Source organism: Kitasatospora sp. NPDC033851, assembly GCF_055576085.1.
Genome location: NZ_JBVIRL010000020.1, coordinates 61,278 through 81,884 on the forward strand (window position 1 = coordinate 61,278; position 20,607 = coordinate 81,884).

General features: G+C 72.0%; 23 protein-coding genes and 1 pseudogene. 10 read left to right on the forward strand and 14 right to left on the reverse strand.

Features of this window, described 5'->3' with window-relative positions; genetic code table 11:
* Positions 1-197: 197 nt before the first annotated feature.
* Entirely contained in the window at positions 198-524 is a 327-nt protein-coding gene (locus ACZ51D_RS31270) for a hypothetical protein (RefSeq protein ID WP_465664175.1), read from the reverse strand.
* 80 nt (positions 525-604) lie between these two features.
* Between ACZ51D_RS31270 and ACZ51D_RS31275 the strand changes: the two genes are divergently transcribed.
* Both ACZ51D_RS31275 and ACZ51D_RS31280 read left to right on the forward strand, forming a co-directional pair.
* Entirely contained in the window at positions 605-1,108 is a 504-nt protein-coding gene (locus tag ACZ51D_RS31275) for a hypothetical protein (RefSeq protein ID WP_465664176.1), read from the forward strand.
* The gene (locus ACZ51D_RS31280; protein ID WP_465664177.1) at positions 1,105-1,287 is read left to right on the forward strand and encodes a hypothetical protein; all 183 of its coding nucleotides are present in this window, start codon (positions 1,105-1,107) and stop codon (positions 1,285-1,287) included. The genes ACZ51D_RS31275 and ACZ51D_RS31280 overlap by 4 nt, the downstream gene beginning before the upstream one ends.
* A 366-nt stretch (positions 1,288-1,653) precedes the next feature.
* Here the strand turns inward: ACZ51D_RS31280 and ACZ51D_RS31285 are convergent, their stop codons facing one another.
* Positions 1,654-1,899: a helix-turn-helix domain-containing protein gene (locus ACZ51D_RS31285; RefSeq protein ID WP_465664178.1), complete on the reverse strand. Its 246-nt coding sequence runs from the start codon at positions 1,897-1,899 to the stop codon at positions 1,654-1,656.
* Between the two features lie 373 nt (positions 1,900-2,272).
* Between ACZ51D_RS31285 and ACZ51D_RS31290 the strand changes: the two genes are divergently transcribed.
* The 5 genes and pseudogenes from ACZ51D_RS31290 to ACZ51D_RS31310 all read left to right on the forward strand — a co-directional run bounded on the left by ACZ51D_RS31290 (position 2,273) and on the right by ACZ51D_RS31310 (position 5,208).
* Positions 2,273-3,409 carry a helix-turn-helix domain-containing protein gene (locus ACZ51D_RS31290; RefSeq protein WP_465664179.1) on the forward strand — a complete coding sequence of 379 codons (1,137 nt, stop codon included), beginning with the start codon at positions 2,273-2,275 and terminating at the stop codon, positions 3,407-3,409.
* Positions 3,410-3,552: 143 nt separating this feature from the next.
* Positions 3,553-4,065, forward strand: coding sequence for a hypothetical protein (locus ACZ51D_RS31295; RefSeq protein WP_465664180.1), 513 nt, complete (start codon positions 3,553-3,555; stop codon positions 4,063-4,065).
* Between the two features lie 128 nt (positions 4,066-4,193).
* A complete protein-coding gene (locus ACZ51D_RS31300) occupies positions 4,194-4,451 on the forward strand; it encodes a hypothetical protein (protein ID WP_465664181.1) in 258 nt (85 codons plus the stop codon).
* Positions 4,452-4,509: 58 nt separating this feature from the next.
* A pseudogene (locus tag ACZ51D_RS31305) lies at positions 4,510-4,641 on the forward strand (aldehyde dehydrogenase family protein); the annotation flags it as partial.
* 243 nt (positions 4,642-4,884) lie between these two features.
* On the forward strand, positions 4,885-5,208 hold the full coding sequence (locus ACZ51D_RS31310) for a nuclear transport factor 2 family protein (protein WP_360489716.1): 324 nt from the start codon (positions 4,885-4,887) through the stop codon (positions 5,206-5,208).
* An 83-nt stretch (positions 5,209-5,291) separates the two neighbouring features.
* Here ACZ51D_RS31310 and ACZ51D_RS31315 read toward each other — a convergent pair whose 3' ends face one another.
* Positions 5,292-6,512 carry a serine hydrolase domain-containing protein gene (locus ACZ51D_RS31315; RefSeq protein ID WP_360489718.1) on the reverse strand — a complete coding sequence of 407 codons (1,221 nt, stop codon included), beginning with the start codon at positions 6,510-6,512 and terminating at the stop codon, positions 5,292-5,294.
* A 103-nt stretch (positions 6,513-6,615) separates the two neighbouring features.
* On the opposite strand from ACZ51D_RS31315, the gene ACZ51D_RS31320 reads away from it, so the two are divergent.
* From ACZ51D_RS31320 to ACZ51D_RS31330, 3 genes are all read left to right on the forward strand, one after another.
* Positions 6,616-7,134: an NUDIX hydrolase gene (locus ACZ51D_RS31320; protein WP_360489720.1), complete on the forward strand. Its 519-nt coding sequence runs from the start codon at positions 6,616-6,618 to the stop codon at positions 7,132-7,134.
* 180 nt (positions 7,135-7,314) lie between these two features.
* Positions 7,315-8,112 carry a TetR/AcrR family transcriptional regulator gene (locus ACZ51D_RS31325; protein ID WP_465664227.1) on the forward strand — a complete coding sequence of 266 codons (798 nt, stop codon included), beginning with the start codon at positions 7,315-7,317 and terminating at the stop codon, positions 8,110-8,112.
* Positions 8,113-8,251: 139 nt separating this feature from the next.
* On the forward strand, positions 8,252-10,072 hold the full coding sequence (locus ACZ51D_RS31330; protein WP_465664182.1) for a hypothetical protein: 1,821 nt from the start codon (positions 8,252-8,254) through the stop codon (positions 10,070-10,072).
* Between the two features lie 150 nt (positions 10,073-10,222).
* Here ACZ51D_RS31330 and ACZ51D_RS31335 read toward each other — a convergent pair whose 3' ends face one another.
* The 11 genes from ACZ51D_RS31335 to ACZ51D_RS31385 form a co-directional block, all read right to left on the reverse strand.
* Positions 10,223-11,260, reverse strand: a complete 1,038-nt coding sequence (locus ACZ51D_RS31335) for a TetR/AcrR family transcriptional regulator C-terminal domain-containing protein (RefSeq protein WP_465619966.1) — start codon at positions 11,258-11,260, stop codon at positions 10,223-10,225.
* Positions 11,261-11,366: 106 nt separating this feature from the next.
* On the reverse strand, positions 11,367-12,077 hold the full coding sequence (locus ACZ51D_RS31340; protein WP_465664183.1) for a spermidine synthase family protein: 711 nt from the start codon (positions 12,075-12,077) through the stop codon (positions 11,367-11,369).
* Between the two features lie 158 nt (positions 12,078-12,235).
* Positions 12,236-13,381 carry a YeiH family protein gene (locus tag ACZ51D_RS31345; RefSeq protein ID WP_465664228.1) on the reverse strand — a complete coding sequence of 382 codons (1,146 nt, stop codon included), beginning with the start codon at positions 13,379-13,381 and terminating at the stop codon, positions 12,236-12,238.
* 59 nt (positions 13,382-13,440) lie between these two features.
* Positions 13,441-14,022 (reverse strand): cysteine dioxygenase family protein, encoded by a 582-nt coding sequence (locus tag ACZ51D_RS31350; protein WP_465619963.1) that lies wholly within the window; start codon positions 14,020-14,022, stop codon positions 13,441-13,443.
* 76 nt (positions 14,023-14,098) lie between these two features.
* Entirely contained in the window at positions 14,099-15,004 is a 906-nt protein-coding gene (locus tag ACZ51D_RS31355) for a LysR family transcriptional regulator (protein ID WP_360490658.1), read from the reverse strand.
* A 141-nt stretch (positions 15,005-15,145) separates the two neighbouring features.
* Positions 15,146-16,015, reverse strand: coding sequence for an amino acid ABC transporter permease (locus ACZ51D_RS31360; RefSeq protein WP_360489730.1), 870 nt, complete (start codon positions 16,013-16,015; stop codon positions 15,146-15,148).
* Entirely contained in the window at positions 16,012-16,656 is a 645-nt protein-coding gene (locus tag ACZ51D_RS31365) for an amino acid ABC transporter permease (protein WP_360489732.1), read from the reverse strand. Before ACZ51D_RS31365 ends, ACZ51D_RS31360 begins: the two co-directional genes overlap by 4 nt.
* Before the next feature lie 12 nt (positions 16,657-16,668).
* Positions 16,669-17,550: a glutamate ABC transporter substrate-binding protein gene (locus tag ACZ51D_RS31370; protein WP_465664184.1), complete on the reverse strand. Its 882-nt coding sequence runs from the start codon at positions 17,548-17,550 to the stop codon at positions 16,669-16,671.
* Positions 17,551-17,649: 99 nt separating this feature from the next.
* Positions 17,650-18,429 (reverse strand): amino acid ABC transporter ATP-binding protein, encoded by a 780-nt coding sequence (locus ACZ51D_RS31375; RefSeq protein WP_465619959.1) that lies wholly within the window; start codon positions 18,427-18,429, stop codon positions 17,650-17,652.
* The gene (locus tag ACZ51D_RS31380; RefSeq protein ID WP_360489736.1) at positions 18,426-18,671 is read right to left on the reverse strand and encodes a LapA family protein; all 246 of its coding nucleotides are present in this window, start codon (positions 18,669-18,671) and stop codon (positions 18,426-18,428) included. The genes ACZ51D_RS31375 and ACZ51D_RS31380 overlap by 4 nt, the downstream gene beginning before the upstream one ends.
* Before the next feature lie 136 nt (positions 18,672-18,807).
* Entirely contained in the window at positions 18,808-20,580 is a 1,773-nt protein-coding gene (locus ACZ51D_RS31385; protein ID WP_465619956.1) for an ABC transporter ATP-binding protein, read from the reverse strand.
* Between the last annotated feature and the right edge of the window lie 27 nt (positions 20,581-20,607).

Below are 20,607 nucleotides of genomic sequence, written 5' to 3' on the forward strand. Positions count from 1 at the left end.
GTTGTAGGAGGGGGCACATGTTGACGGCTACCGGCCGCGACTCGGTTCCGTTGTCGTTATCGGCGTGGACGTGGATCGACTCGACTCCTGACGGGCTCGTCTCGTTCATGCTGTTGACGCCGTCGTCTGGTGAGGCTCGCGGCCTGCGGCGGCTCGCCCTGGACTCGGGCCTCGCGGCACCGGACCACCCGCTGCCGTCACCAGGCATCCGAGTCGTACTCGCGGGGGCAGACGCTCTCGTCCTTCTGCCGGGTGCGCCGGGGGCCATCCGCGTGCCAGCCGATGACGGTTGGGCTGATTTCGTTCGCCGAGGGGGCGCCGTCGTCCTCATCATGGGCCAGCGGCACATGGACGCTGGCGCCCGCCGGATTGAGGTCGACGAGTACCTGTCGGACGCGTTGCTGTCCCGTCAGGTATGGCTGGGCAAGACCTCTCTTGCGGCTGACTACACGGCCCGTCAGTGCCGCGGCGAAACATGCATCGTGTGCGGCCGAGACGAGCCGCCGATGTCGCCCATCGGTCACGCCTACACCGCCACGTCCGGGGCCCCGCTTGGGTGGTCTGTCGCGGCTCATCCGACCTGCTGCACCAAGGAGCGTGCTTGATGATCGAGGGCGACCTCACGGTAGCCGTGGACGGCCACCTGGACCGCGTCACCAAACCGGTGCCGGAGGCAATGGAGGTGCTGTGGGAGACGGTCCGTCAGCTGCCGATCAGCGACTACGAGCTCAAAGCCATGGGGTGGCTGCTGAACAGCGGCAATACGGAAGACCTTGAGCGCATGATGGCCGGGTCCGGCGTCGTCGACTGGCCCCTCGGCCTAGTGGGCGGCGGCCAGGCGATCGTCCGCGTCTGGTGCGGCGACGGCCTGACCCGCGCTCAGCGAATCGCCGCCAGGTACACCGTCGTGCAGCTGCCGACTGATGAACTGGGGCGGCGTATGTGGGCGATTGAGGACGCCGAGACTGGTGGCCTGGTCACCGCTGGCACCGGCCGGCGCCCGCTAATGTTCCCGATCCGGGAGACCGCCGGCGAGTGGATCCGCGGCCGGGTGAACCTCGCCGGGTATCGCAGCGGCGCTTTCCCGGGCGGGTCGGTGGGCCTGTGAGCACCGTCGGCGGGAAGCCGGTCCACCCCGGGACCACCATGGGCCACTGCCCGCGCTGCTACGCGTACACCCGCGGCCGTCCGATCCGCACGATCGACGAGCGCCGGGAGTTGGTCGAGCACGACGACTGTCCCGGTGAGCCTCCGCGCGGGACCCGCACCCGTACCTACAACGGCTGAACTCCAGCGCCGCAGTCCTCGGGGCCGCCACGATGGTGGGTTCAGCACTACGAGAGGACAGCCCATGAGCGGCACGGTCCACCCGCACGAGCAGGGCCGGTGGCACGGACAGCGCGGCCGCGGGACCCGAGGCCCGACCAGGACCACGTGGCACCCCACGATGCCTCTGCCGGATGAGCTGCCGGCAGTCGAGGAGATGGAGGAGAGCATGGACGACGACGGTCAGAACCCCGCATCTGGCGGAAGTGGCGGGATCGGAGGCCCCAAGGCGCCGCCGACCGGCCCGTCGACCCCGCCGCCGCCGAACCCGCCGAGCGAGTAGGCGGCGCGACTCCCTTGGCGGCCGTACGGCGGTACGGCCGGCCATCACCCATAGAGCAGCCGCCAGGTCTCGACGCCGAACACGCGCGCCACGGCCACGAGGTCGTCGAGGCTGGGCGGCGTCTTGCCGTTCTCCCAATTCGAAATCGACTGGCGGTCACGATCGATCATCTCGCCTAGGCGTTCCTGACTCACGCCCCGCTGGCGCCGGAGGAAGCGGATCCGATCGCCGACCTCGCGACGTTCCCGCTGCTGGCGGGCGTCTGGTGGGCGTTGAGGTGGGGTCGGCACCCCTTGACGCTGGCGCGACCATGATCAATTGTCTGCATACCAGGGCAACCATTTGATCGATAACACGTTCGATAGCATGCAGCGGAACCGGAAGGGTATCCACCACAAACCATCCGTCGGTCACGCACGCACTGACACCGCCAAACACAACCGCGAGCTTGATCACTCGTTCGACATATCGCTAGGTGCACCCACCAAACGCATGCAACCATCCGCTCGATCGCCCGACCGACCACACGCAAGGAGGGGCCGTGCCAGGCTGCCAAACCCCACACACCGCAGCCGCCAACCACCCAACCCGCCAGGCACCTGGACACCCATTAACCCCGCCCCACACAGGAGACCCCACCACCAGGCCTGACAGGACGACAGCGTGCAGCCAGACCCTCACACCCTCATCGACCAGATCCGCATAGCCGGCCTCCAGCTCCTCATGACAGGGCACGCCGACGACTTCCGGCGCATCATCAGCCCGCTGTTCGAACCCGGCACATTCGACACCGACACATGCCGCGTCTACATCGCCCACGGGCCCTCGCCCGACCGCAGCCGCGTCCTCGCCGCGTGCCAGGACGCCGTCGGGAAGCGCGCGTTCGTGACCAGGTGCCTGGCGTACGAGGGCGACGTCATCGTCATCGCCCCCCTAAACACGCCCCCCGGATCACCGGCCACAGGCTGGGACCGGACAGGCACGCGCCTGCGGGACCTCCTCGACTCACTCCCCGCCTGGCATCTGGGCGGCAGCGGGATCTCCAACCTCAACCAGGTCGCCCAGGCCTACAGGGACGCATCCAACGCCCTGCTCAGCGCCCGGTACATCGACGCCCGGGCCGCTCTCTACAGCTCCGACATCCGACTCGCCTGCGTGCTCGGAGACAGAGCTGTGAACTGGGCGGCAAACTTCTTGGCCCCTCTACTCCAACAGCCGACGGGCCGTACCGAGCAGTTGGTCGACACGGTGCGTCTCGGCCTAGTCTTCAACCACTCGGCCGCCGCCAAAATGATCCCGACGGGCCGGAACGTGGTCGCCAAACGCATGCAGTACGTGGGTGACCTGCTCGGCCTGAATCTGGACAGATTCCCGGACAGGGCAGCGCTGGACCTGGCACTTGAGGTCAATGCCACCTCCGACTGCGGCAGCTCCCCAGCGAGGCCGACGCCCACCCTGGCCGAGCTTCTCACCACCTCGGAGGTCCGCAACTGGGCAGACTCGCTCCTCGGGCGTCTCGACTCTGACTCGCGCCCCCTGCGCCGGACAGTGACGGCTTGGCTGAGTCACGACGGTCATGTCGCCGAGGCTGCCAACGCGCTCGGACTGCGGCCGGCGGCGGTTCGAGATCACCTCCGGGCCGCCGAGTCGCTCCTCCGCCGCCGACTTCTCGGTTCGCTGCCGAGCGAGGCCGACGAGTCGGACCTGGGGGTCGTCGGCAGCGGAGGGGTCTACCTGGCTGCGGCGGCGCTCGGCGAGGTAGAGGTCGGCGAGTGGCCGGACAGAAGGCCTCGCTCGTGATGATGATCTGACAAAAGGTGCAGATGTTGTGGGTTCGCGGCGAAACAGGTGCACATTTTCCGTTCCGTGCGCCGGGCGTGCGCCCCTACCGTAGTCCTCCCGCGCCAGGAGATCGATCAATCTCAGCCAGCCTGGAGGCCTAGGTGACCACCCTCACGATCCTCGGCAACATCCCGCACGCGCACACGATCACCAGCCTCCTCACAAACGCCGGCTTCACCCTGAATGCCCCCGCCACCCACGGACCCGCAGACGCACCCGCAGGCGAGGAGCCCCCCAGAGTACTCCTCACCGCCTTCGGCTCGGCCGCCGCCTCAAGGCAGGCGGCGGCCCGCGCCTTGCCGTCCATGGCCCCGGGCGGCTACTGGATCGACCTGAGCCCCGCCTGTGACGACGCCACCAGCGCCTCACTGGCCGAATGCCACGGCGCCACCCGCATCCAGGCCCCGCTCGCGAACCATCGCGGCGTCCTCGTCGCGACCGTCCACCCCGACGTCGACCTGGCCGGGCTCCCGCTGTGCGACCTGATCCTCAACTCCGCCGCACACCTCGTCATCCGGAGCACCCACCCCGACCGCGGCCTCATCGGACTGGACCTGGAGGCGCAGCTCGGCATCCCGTCACCACGATCCAGCAACGACCCGACTCTCGGCTGACCAAGGACCCTCAGAACATGCGCGCGGCACGTGCAGTCACACCCCTTCCGATCAGCCGACCCCAGCCACAGCCTCCGAGAGTCACCGCACCAGCGGCGCCGTCGGCCCTTGAGGCCGTCCGCATTGAGATGGCCCTGGAGGCGTCATCCCGGGCCACCGAGAATGCGCTCAAGGGTCTCGCGCCCGCGGACCTCATCCTGCTCGTTGAGAGCCTGCGAGGAGCCCTTGCAGACCTGCTGCGGCTGCATCGTGGGCCCCTACGATGCTGGGCGAGCCTGCGGGAGGCTGAGGAAGTCAACCTGGCGACGATGAGCGTCGGTGACATGACGGCCTTGACCCGCCGACTGCGCGACGAGGTAGTCGAGCTCGCGGCCTACGCCACCTGACCTGCGGCAATCCAGCGCACACATCCCGCAGGCCTTTGTACCCCCTTTTACGAAAGCCGCGCACGCGGCCTTCGGCGGGTACAAGAACTCCGGCATCGGACGGGAGAACCACAAGGCGCTGCTGGAGCACTACCAGCAGACCAAGAACCTGCTGGTCAGCTACTCCCCCGACGCGGTCGGCTTCTTCTAGGCCGGCCCTGCGGAAATGTGGAGCGGGAGACGGTTCCGGTCTCCCGCTCCACCGCCACTCCCCGCGGCGGGCACTCGGGTCGAGCCATCACTCGGGTCAAGCCGTGGGGCCGAATCACCCATTTCGGGATCCAAGCACATGAATCCTGCCATTTTCCCGACGCGCCGCCGACATGCCCGGACGGCCCCCGCGAACGTCGTAGACAGGACTCCCCGACCCCTCACCCGTCTCCGGGAGTCCCACATGACCATCGCCCCCGCCAAACTCACCGACCCCGCCGTCCGCGCGTTCGTCACCGCGATCAACGCGGGCGACCGCGAGGCCTTCTTCGCCTTGCTCGCGCCGGACGCGGCCATGTCCGACGACGGTTCCGAGCGCGAGCTGGCGGACTGGGTCGACCGGGAGATCTTCGGCCCGAACGGCCGGATGGCCGTCCAGACCGAGTCGAACGGCGGCCACGCGCTCGTCGCCGAGTTCACCAACGACACCTGGGGCATGATGCGCACCGCGTGGCGCTTCACCGTCGAGGGCGGCAAGATCCGCCGCTTCGACACCGGCCAGGCCTGAACCCAGCGGGCGCAGGACGGCTGCCGGGCTCAGGACAGCCCGCAGGCGCAGGACGGCTTCCGGGCTCAGGACGGTCTGTGGGCTCAGGACAGCCCCAGGCACCCCCGCACCGCACGGATCAGGTTCCGCGAGCGGATGTCCCCGGTGACGCCCGGCTGCATGCCGTTGGTGACGTAGCCGAAGCCCAGCCCCAGCTCCGGGTCGGCGAAGCCCAGCGAACCGCCCCGCCCGGGGTGCCCGAAGCTCGCCGGGGAGGCCATCGGCGCGGTCGGGCCGTGCCGCCAGAAACCCAGGCCGAAGGTGGAGTTGACGATCAGCACCCGGTCGGGCCCGTGCACGGCCGGCCCGACCGCGCGGGTCAGCACCTCGGGTCCGAGCAGCGGCGGCAGCAGCGCGCCGGAGCCGTCGGGGCGGTCGGCCGCGCCGATCAGCGCCGCGTAGAACCGGGCCAGCGAACGGGCGGTGCCGATACCGCCGGCGCCGGGGATCTCGGCGGCCTGCACCGCCGGGTCGTTGAGGTCCACCCCGGGGCGCACCGAGGCGAACGACCGCGCGGTCAGCGAACTCGGGTCCTCGTAGGCGTCCCGGACGGACTGCTTGGGCCGCAGCCGCAGCCCGCTCGGTCCGGTCCGGGCCGCCTCCGGGGCGGGCAGGTCGACCAGCTTGCCGACCCGCGGCGCGGCCCCGGCCGGCAGCCCGATCCACAGGTCCAGTCCGAGCGGCCGGGCGATCTCCTCGGCGAAGTACTGTCCGATCGTCCGATCGCTCACCCGCCGCACCACCTCGCCGACCAGCCAGCCGAAGGTGTACGGGTGGTAGCCGTGCGCCGTGCCGGGCTCCCAGGCGGGCGTCTGCGCGGCGACGGCGGCGGCCGCACGCTCCCAGGTGAGCACGTCCTCCAACCGCAGCGGCACGTCCAGCGCGGGCACCCCGGCCCGGTGCGAGAGCAGCCAGCGCACCGGCACCCCGCCCTTACCCGCCGCCGCGAACTCCGGCCAGTACGAGGCCACCGGCGCGTCCAGGTCCAGCAGTCCGCGTTCGACGGCCAGCAGCGCGGTGGTCGCGGTCAGGCCCTTGGTGACCGAGCGCAACACCTGCGCGGTGTCCGCCGTCCACGGCACCGCCGGCGCGGGCCGCCCGCCGACCTCGGGCCGGGCGTCGCCGCCCCACAGGTCGACCACCTTGCGGCCGTGCGCGTACAGCGCGAAGGCCGCGCCGAGCTCGCCGTACTCGGCGAAGTTCCGTGCGAAGGCCGCCCGTACGGGCTCGAACCCCTCGGCCGTCTCGCCCCAGATCTCCACCATCGCGCGCCGCCTTCACCCCGGTAACGATCGTCATGGTCCACCCGTGTTCGAAGGATCGTGAAGATCCGTTCGAGTCGGGCCCCGAAACCCTAACCTGTCCGTCATGACCAACCCTGCCGAAGAACTGCTGGACATCGTCGACGAGCACGACCGGGTGATCGGGACCGCCCTGCGCGGCGAGGTCTACCGGCGCGGCCTGATCCACCGCTGCGTCTTCATCCTGGTCCGCGACCCGGCCGGACGGATCTTCGTCCACCGCCGCACGGACACCAAACTGTTCGCCCCCGGGGCGTACGACATGTTCGTCGGCGGCGTGGTCGGCTCGGGCGAGACCTACGCCGAGGCCGCCGTCCGCGAGGCCGAGGAGGAACTCGGCGTCCACGGCATCGTCCCGCGCCCGATGTTCAAGTTCCTCTTCCGGGAGCCCGACGGTGGCAAGCTCACCTGGTGGTGCGACATGTACGAGGCCGAATGGGACGGCCCGGTCGACCCGCAGGAGTCCGAGGTCGCCTGGCACACCTGGCTCACCCCCGACGAACTCGCCGAGCGCCTCGCCCGTGACACCTTCGTCGCCGACGGCCGCGAGGCCTACCGCCGTTATCTGGACTTCCGGGCCGCGTAGACGGCCACAGACGCCGCGTGGACGCTGCACAGCCGCCGCACGGAGGCCGCATGGGCCCCCGGACCACCGCCGGATAGGCTGGCGCGCATGGCCTCCCGTACGCCGTCCCCGACGGCCGACCGCGCAGCACGGACCTCCGCACCCGCCCGGGCGGCGGCGGGTGACCGGCCCCGTCGGCGGCTGAGCGTGGACGAGCGGCGGGAGCAGCTGATCGCCGTGGCCCTGGAGCTGTTCAGCCGGCGGCCGCCGGAGGAGGTGTCGATCGACGACATCGCCGCCGCCGCGGGCGCCTCCCGGCCGCTGGTGTACCACTACTTCCCCGGCAAGCAGGCGCTGTACGAGGAGTCGCTGCGGCGGGCCGGCCAGGAACTGTCGGCCCGCTTCGAGGAGCCGATGGAAGGGCCGCTGTCGGAGCGGCTGTACCGGGTGATGGGCCGCTACCTGGACTTCGTGCAGAGTCACGGGCCGGGCTTCGCGGCGCTGCTGCGGGGCGGCTCGGTGGCCGCCAGCGCGGGCACCTCGGCGGTGATCGACGAGGTCCGCCGGGCCGCGCAGGAGCAGATCCTGGCCCACCTGGCGATCCCCTCGCCCAGCCCGGCGCTGCGGCTGACCGTCCGCGCCTGGATCGCCAACGCCGAGATCACCTCGCTGGAGTGGCTTGGCGAGCGCTCGGTGCCGCTGGAGGAACTGCAGCTGCACCTGGTGCAGGAGTTCGTCGCGGCACTCACCATCACCGCCGCCCGGGAGCCGGCGCTCGCCGCCGAGCTCGCCTCCTTCTTCGCCGACGAGCGCCCGCAGGGGCCGACCGGGCGTCTGGTGCGGGACCTCGCCGGGCTGCTCGCCGTCCCGGGGATCCTCGACGCGCTCACTGCGCTCGCCACCGAGGCCGCTGAGGTTGCGGAGGCCACCGAGGTTGCCGAGGCCGCCGGTGCCGCTGAGGCCACCGAGGAGCCCCCGCCGACGCGCTCGTCCGAGTGATCATCCGGTCATCCTGCGGTTCGGTCAGGACGGCGGGCTCTGATAGGAATGGGCAGGGATCTGACGGTGCGCCGCCGCGACCGGCCCGATTCCACCCGAACCACCGACGGCAGACGGAGCAGAGCGGGGGGCTCACCAGTTGACCCAGGACGTCCAGTTCAGTGCGGAGGCCAACCCCTTCGCGGCAGCCGAGCAGGTCTGCGCGACCCTCGGCACGCTCACCGACGCCCTCTTCGACGAGCACACCTCGCGCCACCCGGCGGCCTCGCTGAGCGCCCTGCGCGCGACCGCGCACCCCGCCGCCGAGGCGCTGTTCGGCCTGCCGCTCGCCCCCAACGGCCCGGTGCACGCCGCCCTCGACCGGCTCGGCACGGTGATCACCGTCGGCTCCGCCCGTCCCGGCACCGGCGCCCGGATCGCCGACCGGGTGATCGACGCGCTGCAGTCCCGCTACGGCGGCGGACCGGTGCGCGGCGCCATCGCCGACCGGGGCACCACCTCGGCCGCGCTCTTTCAGCTGCCGGTCACCGGTGAGTTCGCCGACGCCATGCTGCGCCCGCCGTTCGCCCCGGCGCTCGCCGCGCTGGCGGCCGGACAGCAGACCCGGCAACCGGTCGAACTGCCCACCGGCGCGGGCGCCGAGGTCCGGCTGGTCGTCCCGCCCGGTTTCCACCCGCTGACCTCCCCCGGCGGGCCCCCCGGGGTCTCCGCCCGTACGGTGCCCCCGCTGCCCGCCGACGCGGACCCGGCCGACGGGACCGCCCCGGCTACCGCGGCGGCGGCCGCCGAGCTGTCCGGGCACCTGGCGGAGGTCGCCGAGGAACTGTTCAGCACCACCGGTACCGAGCCACGCCGCGACTTCGCGGTGGTCGCCGCCACCCTGGCCGACCTGATCCAGGACGCGGGCGTCGCGTACGCGGGCGTCTGCGCCCTCGAGCTCGACGACCGCACCTCGGACGCCGCCCTCGTCGTCTCGCTCGCCCGGCACCCGCTGCCGATCACCGCGCTCGCCACCGAGCTGGCCACCGTCCGACGGCACGCCGAGGTGTGGACGGTCCTGCTGCCGGCCGGCCCGGCCGCCGTCCTGGTCGAGGGACGGACCGTCCCGGTGCCCGGACCGCTGGCCGCCGACGGGCAGCGACGCTGGGTGGTCACCTCGGCCGTCCAGGCCTTCGTACCGCTGCCGGACGGCGGGACGGTGCTGTGCGCCCAGCTGTCCACGGCGCGGCCGGAGGACTGGGAGCTGTACACCGAGGCGTTCGCGGAGCTGCTGAAGAGCATCCAGTTCGGCTGGGACGGCGAGCCGGCCCCGACCGGCGCCGCGCCCGCCACCGTGCCGGCTCCCCCTCAGGCACCGGCACCGGATCCGGAACCGGTGCCGGTCGAGGAGACGCAGACGCAGACGCAGACGCAGACGGAGGAGCCCACGGAGCTGCCCGTCCACCTGCGCGGCACGCCGGTGCGGGTTCCGCCCGCGGACTTCAACCCCTTCGCGCCCGTCGCCGAGTCGTCCACCACCGAGGCCGAGCCGACCGCGGAGGACCGCCCGAAGGGCACGCCGGTCATGGTCCCGCCGCCGGACTTCGACCCCTTCGCCATGCCGGACCTCCCGTCCACACCGGCCGCCGCGCCCGCAGCGCAGCCCGCCGCCGCCGACCCGTTCGGCACGACGGTCGCGGCCGACCGGAAGAGCGACCCGTTCGGCACCACCCTCGCCCCGCAGGGCCCGGCCATCCCGCCGCCGCCGTCGACCCCGCCGGTCATCCCGGCGCCCGTCGCGGCAGCAGTCGCGGCGGAGGCCGAGCCGACCACGGAGGACCGCCCGAAGGGCACGCCGGTCATGGTCCCGCCGCCGGACTTCGACCCCTTCGCCATGCCGGACTTCCCGTCCACGCCGGCGAAGGAGCCCGAGGCAGCGGCGGACGCGAACGCGACGCCGGAGCACCGTCCGTTCGGCTGAGCCCGGCAGCTGCGCGCGCGAGCAGGTAACGGCGAACAGACGACACGCTACGGGTGACGGGTCACAGCTGACAGGTTTCAGATTTCAGATTTCGTTCGCTGAAATCTGTTACCTGTCACCGGTCAGCCGTCGGCTGCCCTCCGCCACCCGTCACGCGCGCCGCCGCTCGATCACCGCCGCGATCCCGTCCAGCATCCGCGCCATCCCGAACTCGAACAGCGCCTCCAGACTCAGGTCGATCTCCGGACCCCGGTTCATCGCGTCGAACATCGGGAACCGGTCCGGGTCCGACATCAGCCGGTCGTGGTCCTCGTCGTCCAGACGGTCCATCCACTCGTCCGCCGACAGCCCGCTGTCCTGTTCGGCCTGCGCCTCCCGCTCAAAGTGGACGGCCAGCCCGCACACGAACGCCGCCAGCGCGACGGAGGCCTGGGCCATCTCCTCCCGGCTCAGCCCCAGTCCCGCCAGCACCGCCATCGAGCGCTCGGTGTGCAGCGCCGCGTCCGGCGCGAGCACCGGCCGGGTGAAGGACATCGTGGACGCCAGCCACGGGTGCCGCCGGTAGATCCGCCATTGCAGCCGCGCGACCGACTCCAGCCCCTCCCGCCAGTCCGACGCCGACACCGACGCCGGCCGCTCGGGCAGCGGCTGCTCGCCGAAGGCCACGTCCAGCATGAGCCGCAACAGCTCGTCCTTGCCCGGCACATGACGGTAGAGCGACATCGTCGCGACCCCGAGGTCCGTCGCGACCCGTCGCATCGACAGCGCCGCCAGCCCCTCCACGTCCGCCACCCGGACGGCCGTCGCCACGATCCGCTCCCGGGTGAGGTCCCGCTCACCGCCGGCCCGCGCACGCCGAACGGCGGCCGGAGCCAACGCCGCAGCCGCCTCGGCCCCAGCCCCCTTCGCCCCGGCAACCCTCGCCCCAGCCACCGCAGCCTCGACCGCCGTAGCCCCGGACGCCTTGGTCCCGACCACCACCGTCCCCACCCCCGGAACGGCGCGGACCAGCCCCTCTTCCCGCAGGCGGTTCAGCACCTTGGTCGCCGTGGCCATCGCCACGCCCCATTCCCGGGTGATCCGCCGGGTCGACGGCACCCGGGCCCCCGGCGCCAACTCCCCTGCCACGATGCGCCGTCGAAGCTCGGCCGCGATCCGCTCCGAGGGAGTACCGCTCTCAGCCACCACCCACCACCGCCCGCCAGACCCTCCACTGCCCCAGGGAGAAGTCCCATGGGAGAAACCCCAGCAGCCGATCCCCGCCAACCGCCGTTCGCGTCGGCCGGGTTCGCTCTCAGCCCGCGCGCCGCGCCAGGTGCACCACGTCCGGCACTCCCCGGGACACCGGGATCTCGTGCGTCACCACGTCCGAGAAGCCCGCCCCCCGCAGCGCCTCCTCGAAGGCCTGCGACGGCTGGGCGCTCCACACCGCCAGCACCCCGCCCGGCTGCAGCCGGTGCCAGAGCACCGCGAGTCCGTCCGCGCCGTAGAGCCCGTTGTTGGAGTCGGTGACGGTCCAGTCCGGCCCGTTGTCGATGTCCAGGCACAGGGCGTCGTAGCGCTCGCCGTCCGCGGCCGCGAGGTACTCCAGCAGGTCGGCGTGGAGCACCGCGACCCGCTCGTCCTCGAGCGCGCCGTCCGAGAAGGCGCCGAGCGGGCCGTTCCGGTGCCAGTCGATGATCGCGGTCTCCCGCTCGACGATGGCGATGCGGCCCCAGCGCGGCTCGGCCGCCGCGTACGCGAGCGAGAAGCCGACCCCGAGGCCGCCGATCAGGACCGCCGGCCGCTCGGGCCGGCTGCCCGTACGGTCGAGTTCGTCCAGCGCGGCCTGGATCAGCAGTCGCTCCGAGCGTCCATCGGCGGTGTCCATGAGGAAGCAGCCGTTGGCGATGATCTCGAAGTGCCGTCCGCGCTGCCGCAGCACCACCTCGCCGAACGGGCCTTCCCGTCGGTCGAGCGTGACGACGGCCTCGGGGCCGTCCCGTTCGGGCAGTGCGGTGGTCATCCGTCCTCCTCGACGAACCCAGGCGAACTCGGGCGAACTCAAGTGAACTCAAGTGAACTCGGGCGAACTCGACTGCGGACCGTCCCGGTGTGACCGCGGGACCGTCCCGGTGCGGACGAGTACCCGCCCGACAATAGCCGAGTCCGCACCGGGGCCCGTCAGGTCGTGATCAGTACCCCCGCGTAGGAGACGCCGGCCACGACCACCCAGGAGCCGAGCCCGAGCAGGGCGATCCGCCCGCCGGTACGGATCATGGTCGGCAGGTGCACGGCACTGCCGAGGCCGAACAACGCGGCGGCGAGCAGCAGTTCCTGGGCGTCTCCGGCCAGGCCGAGCGCCCGCTCGGGCAGCACGCCGGTGGTCCGCAGGACGATCATCGCGAGGAACCCCGCCACGAACAGGGGCACGATCGGCGGACGGCTCCCGGTCTTCACCGAATTCGCAGCCGCCCCCTCCAGCGCACCCGACAGCGGTCCCGCCGGCGGTCCTTCCAGCGGTTCCGCCATCGCCCCCGCCGGCGGTCCCCCGCCCGAGGCCCCACCGGAGCCCGCACCCACCGCCTGCGCCACCCGCGCCACCCGCGCCGCCTGCGCCGCCCGCAGGTTCCGCCGCACCGCGACGGCCACCCCCGCGACCAGCGGCGCCAGCAGCACCACGCGCATCAGCTTGACCAGTACCGCCTCCCGCAGCGCCGCCGCCCCGCCGGTCTGCGCGGTGGCGACCACCTGTCCGACGTCGTGCACGCTCGCGCCGACCCAGCGCCCGAACTCCACGTCGCCGAGCCCAAGCGGCTGCTGGAGCAGCGGCAGGACGGCGATCGCGAGGGTCCCGCACAGGGTGACCAGCGCCACCGAAGCCGCGACGTCCTCCTCCTCACTGCCCGCGGCCTGGCTGACCGCGCCGATGGCCGAGGCCCCGCAGATCGAGTACCCGGTGGCGACCAGCAGTGGCTGGTCGCCGGGCAGGCCGAGCCGCCGGCCCAGCCAGAGCGTGCCGGCAAAGGTGGCCGCGACCACCACGATCACCATGGCGACGGTGGCCCAGCCGAGGCCTAGCACGTCGTCCAGGCTGAGTTTGAGCCCGAGCAGGACGATCCCGACCCGCATCAGCCGCTTCCCGGCCGTGGACAGGCCCGGCCGGGCGACCCCGCGGACCACCGGGCGCAGCCCGGGCAGGTGGGCCGCCGCCATGCCGAGCACGACGGCGGCGGTGAGCTTGGGCACGGCCGGCACCACGGCGTGGACGCCCAGGGCGGCGGCCACCCCGAGGGCCGCGAGCAGCAGTCCGGGGGCGTCTCCGCGCATCGGGGGCAGCGAGTGGGTGCGGGCGGCGCGTTGCCGCAGGGTCAGTGCCACGCCGCCGCTCACTGCTCCTGGTCGGCGGGCAGCCGGTAGACCCGCCGGATGCTGGTGCCGAGCCGCGAGACGTCCGCGCCGTACACGTGGATGGAGATGGCCGTGCTGCTGCAGGAGTTGCGCACCAGGTGGATGTCGCCGGGCGGGGCGAAGGCGGCGACGGTGCCGGCCGGGCCGGCCACGTGCTCGGTCTCGACCAGCCGGGCGGTGCGGCCGTCGGGGACCAGTCGGTAGCGGGTCTCGCTCTCCTGGCCGCGGTGGACGCCGGCCACGCACCAGGAGACGTGGTCGTGGATCGGGGTGTGCTGTCCGGGCAGCCAGACCAGGGCGACGACGGAGAAGCTGCCGTCCTCCTCGGCGTGCAGGACGTGCTGGCGGTACCGCTGCGGGTCGCCCTCGCACTGGGCGGGGGTGAGCAGCGCGTCGGGTCCGTCCTGGTCGGCGTGCAGGTGCGGGGCGAGGCGCTCGCCGACCAGGTAGGCGGTGAGCTCTGGGGGCAGTCCGCGGTCCACGACGGCGCGGATCTCGCTGATCAGCGCGGTCATCCGCTCGGTGAGCCGGTCGCTGCCGACCGTGGCTGAGGGCGTCATGCCAGCAGGTTCGGCCCTAGCGACCTATCACGTCCAAGGAGGTTTTGTAAGCAATATCCCCACCAAGGCTTATATGTCAGCAGCCGACCCGGCTCGCCGCCGCCTGCCGCAGGTGGTCCAGGACCAGTCCGGTGGCCGGGATCCGGCGGTGCTCGCGCAGCACGTACGCGCTCACCTGCCGCCGCAGGTGCGGCTCGACGGCCCGCCCGGTGACCTTGCGGTGACACATGAAGGAGAGGACCAGCGCGGGCATCAGCGCGATCCCGACCCCGGCGGCGACGAGCGACTGCACCGCGAGGTTGTCGTCGGTGGAGAAGACGATGTCCGGCGCGAAGCCCTCCTCCGCGCAGACGTGCAGCAGATTGGCCCGACATCGTGGGCAGCCGGCGATCCAGCGCTCGCCGTCGAGGTCGGCGAGCCGTACGGCGTGCCGGCGGCCGAGCGGGTGCCCGACCGGCAGCAGCACCGTGAGCAGGTCCTCCATCAGCGGGATCTCGTCCAGCCCGTCCGGGACCTCGGTGGCCGCGCCCGGGTAGCGGAAGGCCAGCGCGATGTCGCATTCCCCGCGCAGCAGCCGCTGGACGGAGTCGGGTGGCTCGGCCTCCAGCAGCTCGACCCGTACGCCGGGGTGCTCGGCCAGCAGCCGGGCCATCGCCTCGGGTATCAGGGTGGCGTTGGCGCTGGGGAAGGCGCAGACCCGGACCCGCCCGGCGCGCAGCCGGGCGAGCGCGGCGAGCTGCTGCTGGGCGGCGGACATGCTGCCGAGGATCAGCTCGGCGTGCCGGGAGAGCGCCTCGCCCGCTTCGGTGAGCCGCAGTCCGCGCCCGGCGCGGGTGAACAGCGGGACGCCGACGGTGCGTTCGAGCGCCTTCATCTGCTGGGTGATGGCGGGCTGGGTGTAGCCGAGTTCCCGGGCGGCGGCCGAGTAGGAGCCGGCCCGGACGACCTCGTGGAACGTCCTGATGTGCCGCGAGTCGAACACCGGCTCCATGGCCCTCCCGCCCGGGTCGTCGTCGTCCGGACCGTTCACGCGGTCCCGTCCAGCCCCGCAATCATAAGAGGAATTTGGAGGTACCGGCCCCGGCCCCATCCGTACCTATGGTTCAGCGTCGAACCAAGCCTCTCACTGCTGCGCCGACGGCGGCAGCCCCATCGCCACCCCGGCCTTGACCACCGGCGCCCCGCCCCGCACGGTCGGGCTGCGCCGGCTGCGCTTCTCGACGAAGCGGGCGAGCCAGGAGAGCAGCAGGCACATGCCGATGTAGATCGGCGCGATCACGATCACCACCGGGATGAACGGCAGGTCGTAGTCGAGGTTGGTGGCGATCAGCTTGCCCGCGTGCAGGAACTCCTCGTAGGTGATCAGGAAGCCCAGCGAGGTGTCCTTGAGCGCGACCACCAGCTGGCTGATGATGGCCGGCAGCATCGCCCGGTTGGCCTGCGGCACCAGCACGTAGGACATCACCTGGGTCTTGCGCATGCCCAGCGCGTACGCCGCCTCCCGCTGCCCCTTGGGCACCGCGAGCACGCCGGCCCGGAACACCTCGGCCAGCACCGACCCGTTGTAGAGCACCAGCCCGGCCACCAGCGCCCACAGCGGCTGCACCTTCAGCGCGACGAAGACGAAGAAGATCATCACCAGCACCGGCATGGCCCGGAAGAACTCGACCACCAGCGTGGAGAACCAGCGCACCACCCGGTGGTCCGACAGCCGCCCGGCCGCGAACAGCGCCCCGAACGGCAGCGCGAACAGCACCGTCCAGCCGAACGCCTTCAGCGTGTTGCCGAGCCCACGCAGCAGCAGCTCCTGGACGCCTCGGTACTCGAAGGGCTGCCACTTGGCGTAGGTGAACTGGTGGGTGTGGAACAGCATGTAGACGACCCAGGCGACCCCCGCCGCGATCAGCAGCAGCGCGATCCCGCCGTACAGCCGGTGGCGGGCGAGCGCCTTCGGCCCGGGGATGTCGTACAGCGCCGAGGATTCAACGGTCATCGGGACACCGCCACTCGTCGTTCCAGCAGGTTGAAGACGGCGCTGATGGCAAGGGTGATGATCAGGTAGCCGACGGCGATCCAGACGAAGGTCCAGACGATGCTGTAGCCCAGCTCGTTGATGGTCCGGTAGGTGCCGAGCAGTTCGGTGACGCTGAACGAGCCGGCGATCGCCGTGTTCTTCGCCAGCGCGATCATCACGCTGCCGATCGGCGCCACCACCGAGCGGTACGCCTGCGGCAGCACCACCAGGCTCATCGTCTGCCCGAAGGTCATGCCCAGGCTCCGGGCCGCCTCGCCCTGCCCGGTCGGCACGGTGTTCACGCCCGAGCGCATCGCCTCGCAGACGAAGGCCGAGGTGTAGCAGCCGAGCGCGAGCACCGCGAAGGTGTAGAAGGGCAGCGTGATGTCGAACCGGGGCAGGCCCAGCACCACGATGAAGAACAGCAGGGTCAGCGGCGTGTTGCGCAGGATCGTCACCCACACCGTCCCGAACACCCGCAGCGGCCTGACCGGCGAGACCCGGAAGCTCGCGATCAGCACCCCCAGCACCAGCGACAGCACAGCGCTCACCGCGAAGAGCGAGAGCGTGCCGAGGAAGCCTTCCCAGTAGGTCGACCAGTTGTCGGTCAGCGTTTTCACGGCGCGGCCCTCTCAGTACCGGTTGATCTGCGGCGGGGTCGGCGCGGCTTCCCCGGAGAGACCGAGGGTGGCCTCGAAGGCCTTCTTCCAGTCGCCGTTCTGCTCGCGCTGCTCCAGCGCGTCGTTCAGCGCCATGCGCAGCACGGTGTCGTTCTTCGGTACCCCGATGCCGTACGGCTCGGTCGAGAACAGCGGGCCGACCACCTTGAGCTCGTCCGGCACCTTGGCCGCGTAGCCGAGCAGGATCGCGTTGTCCGTGGTCACGGCGTCGACCTGGTTGGTGATCAGGTTGTCGACGCACGCCGAGTAGGTGTCGTAGCCGATCAGCTTGGCCTTCGGGTACTGCGACTGGATGCGCTGGTACGGCGTCGAACCGGCCGCCGAGCAGACCTTCTTGCCGTTCAGGTCCTGCGGGCCGTGGATGGTGGTGTCGTTCTTGCGCACCAGCAGCGACTGGCCGGCGACGAAGTACGGCCCCGCGAAGCCGACCAGCTTCTTCCGGTTGTCGTTGATGGTGTACGTGCCGACGTAGTAGTCCACCTGGCCGTTCTGCAGCGCGGTCTCGCGGTTGGCCGAGGCGATGGTCTTGAACTGGATCTTGTCCGGCGGGAAGCCGAGGGAGGCGCCGACCATCTTGGCGATCTCGATGTCGAAGCCGGAGTACACGCCGGTGGCCGGGTTCTTCTGGCCCAGGTACGGCTGGTCCTCCTTGGCGCCGACCACCAGGTGGCCCCGGCTGCGGGCGGCGTCCAGGGTCGGCGAGCCGGTGATCGAGGAGGCGTTCTGCACCTGGTAGCTGGGCAGCGCGCTGGGCTGCGGGCCCTTGGGCGGCGGGGTCCCGGCCTTGCCGCAGCCCGCCGCCAGCGCGGTGAGCAGCAGGGCGGCGGCGAGCACGCGCTTCCTCCCCCGCGCCGCGGGCTTCGCCGGGCGCGCTGCGCTGGGCTTCCCCGACCCCCCTGCGCCGGGCGCCGTCTCATCGTTCACGGCGCCGCCTCAGTGCTTCAGGATCTTGGACAGGAAGTCCCGGGCGCGCTCGCTCTCGGGGGCGCTGAAGAAGCCCTCCGGGGCGCGGTCCTCCACGATCCTGCCGTCCGCCATGAACACCACCCGGTTCGCGGAGGCCCGGGCGAAGCCCATCTCGTGGGTGACCACGACCATCGTCATGCCCTCGTGCGCGAGCTGGCGCATGACGTCCAGCACCTCGTTGATCATCTCGGGGTCGAGCGCCGAGGTCGGCTCGTCGAAGAGCAGCGCCTTGGGGTCCATCGCGAGCGCGCGGGCGATCGCGACCCGCTGCTGCTGCCCGCCGGACAGCTGGGCCGGGTACTTGTCGGCCTGCGACGCGAGGCCCACCCGCTCCAGCAGCGCGCGGGACTTGGCGTCGGCCTCCGTCCTGGGCCGGCCGCGCACCTTGATCTGCGCGAGTGAGACGTTCTGCAACACGGTCTTGTGCGCGAACAGGTTGAAGGACTGGAACACCATGCCGACCTCGGCGCGCAGCCGGGCGAGGCCCTTGCCCTCCGCGGGCAGCGGCTCGCCGTCGAGCAGGATGGTGCCGTTCTCGATCGGTTCGAGCCGGTTGATCGCCCGGCAGAGCGTGGACTTGCCGGAGCCGGACGGGCCGATGACCACGACGACCTCGCCACGGCCCACCGTCAGCTCGATGTCCTGGAGTACGTGCAGGTCCCCGAAGTGCTTGTTGACCCCGCGCAGCTCGATCAGCGGGGCGAAGTCCGCGGTGGCGCTCCGGGCCGGCTCGGGAGCTGTGGTCACCTGCTGCGCCGTCCCTTCAGCAGCCAGCCCAGCACGCTGCCCGCGACGAGCGTGGCCAGCAACGCGATCCAGAGCGGTGCGGTGACGGTGAACACCCAGAACTGGATCTTCACCTTTTCGAGGTTGGCGAACAGGAACCACACGGCGAGGATGACGATGACGCCGATCCCGATGTACCGCGTGGGGATCCCGCCGATCTCACCGCGCGGGGAGCGGGACGAGCCGTCTGAAATCTTGGTCACCGGAGCAGTCTGCGGGCCGGGCCGCCGATTTGCCCGGTTACGCGCCCTTCCGGGGCGGGGAGTAACCCGCACGGGGCAATCCGACCCCGTGCGGGTTTACCGATCTACGGCTACGGCCCTCCGAACTCCTCGGCTGCTACCGCTCGTCCCGCCACGAGCGCCAGAGCGCCGCGTACGGACCGCCGGCCGCGACCAGCTGCGGGTGGCTGCCGTACTCGCTGATCCGCCCGCCCTCGACCACCGCGATCACGTCCGCGTCGTGCGCGGTGTGCAGCCGGTGGGCGATGGCGATGACCGTCCGGCCCTCCAGCACCCGGGAGAGCGAGCGCTCCAGGTGCCGGGCGGCGCGCGGGTCCAGCAGCGAGGTGGCCTCGTCCAGCACCAGGGTGTGCGGATCGGCCAGCACCAGCCGGGCCAGGGCCAGTTGCTGGGCCTGCGGCGGGGTCAGCGAGGTGCCGCCGGAGCCGACCTCGGTGTCCAGCCCCTCCGACAGGGCGTCCACCCAGTCGCCGGCGTCCACCGCATCCAGCGCGGCCCGCAGCTCGGTGTCGTCGGCGTCGGGCGCGGCCAGCCGCAGGTTGTCCCGCAGGGTGCCGACGAAGACGTGGTGCTCCTGGTTGACCAGGGCCACCTCCGCGCGCACCCGCTCGGCCGGCATCCGGGACAGCGCCGCCCCGCCGAGGGTCACGCTGCCGCGGCCGGGGGCGTAGATCCCGGCCAGCAGCCGCCCGAGCGTGGACTTGCCCGCCCCGGACGGCCCGACCAGCGCGACCCGGCTGCCCGGGGCGACATCCAGGCTGATCCCGTGCAGGACGTCCGCGCCCTCGCGGTAGCCGAAGCGGACGTCCCGGGCCTCCACCCGGCGGCCGTCCGGGCGGGCGGACTCGTCCTCCTCGTGTTCCGGCACCTCGCGCACGCCGACCAGCCGGGCCAGCGAGGCCTGCCCGATCTGCAGCTCGTCGTACCAGCGCAGGATCAGGTCCACCGGACCGGTCAGCATCTGCGCGTACAGCACGCCGGTGGTCAACTGGCCGACGGTGATCCAGCCCTTGAGCGTGAACAGCCCGCCGAGTACCAGGGTCGCGAGCACCGCCGCGGTGTAGACCGCGTCGATGGTCGGGAACCAGACCGAGCGCAACCACAGGGTGTACCGCTCCCAGGCGAGCCACTCGCGCAGCTTGCGGTCGGTCAGCCCGATCCGCCGGCCGCCCAGGCGCAGCGCCTCGACCGTCCGCCCGGCGTCCACCGTCTCGGCCAGCACGGTGTTCACCGCGGCGTACCCGGCCGACTCGTTGCGGTAGGACTGCGGCGCCCGCCGGAAGTACCAGCGGGAGGTGGCCAGCAGCAGCGGCAGCCCGATCAGCGAGGTCAGCGCGAGCACCGGCGAGGTGACCAGCAGGGCGCCGAGCACCAGCAGCAACGAGACCACGGCGACGGCGAGTTCGGGCACCGCCTCGCGCACCGACTTGTCCAGCCGGTCGACGTCGGTGGTGCCCCGGGAGACCAGGTCCCCGGTGCCGGCCCGCTCCAGCACACCGGTCGGCAGCGCGACCGAGCGGACCAGGAAGTCCTCGCGCAGGTCGGCCAGGACCCGCTCGCCGAGCACCGCGCCGCGCATCCGCGACCAGCCGGTGAACGCGGCCTGCGCCACGAGCGCCAGCAGGTACCAGGCGACCGCCACCGTGATGGTGGACCCGGCGGTGCCGGTGGCCAGCGACTCGACCAGGTGGCCGAGCACCCAGGGCCCGACCAGCCCGGCCAGCGTGGCCACCGAGTGCAGCGCCACGACGGTCGAGAACCCGCCCCGGTGCCGCCGCGCGAGCAGCAGCAGGTACGCGCGCACGGCGGCCGGGGAGCCGACCGGCAGGGTGGCGGCCGGCCCCTGCTCCTCATGGACGGGGGGCTTCATGACGTACTCCTCGGGTACGGGGCGGGA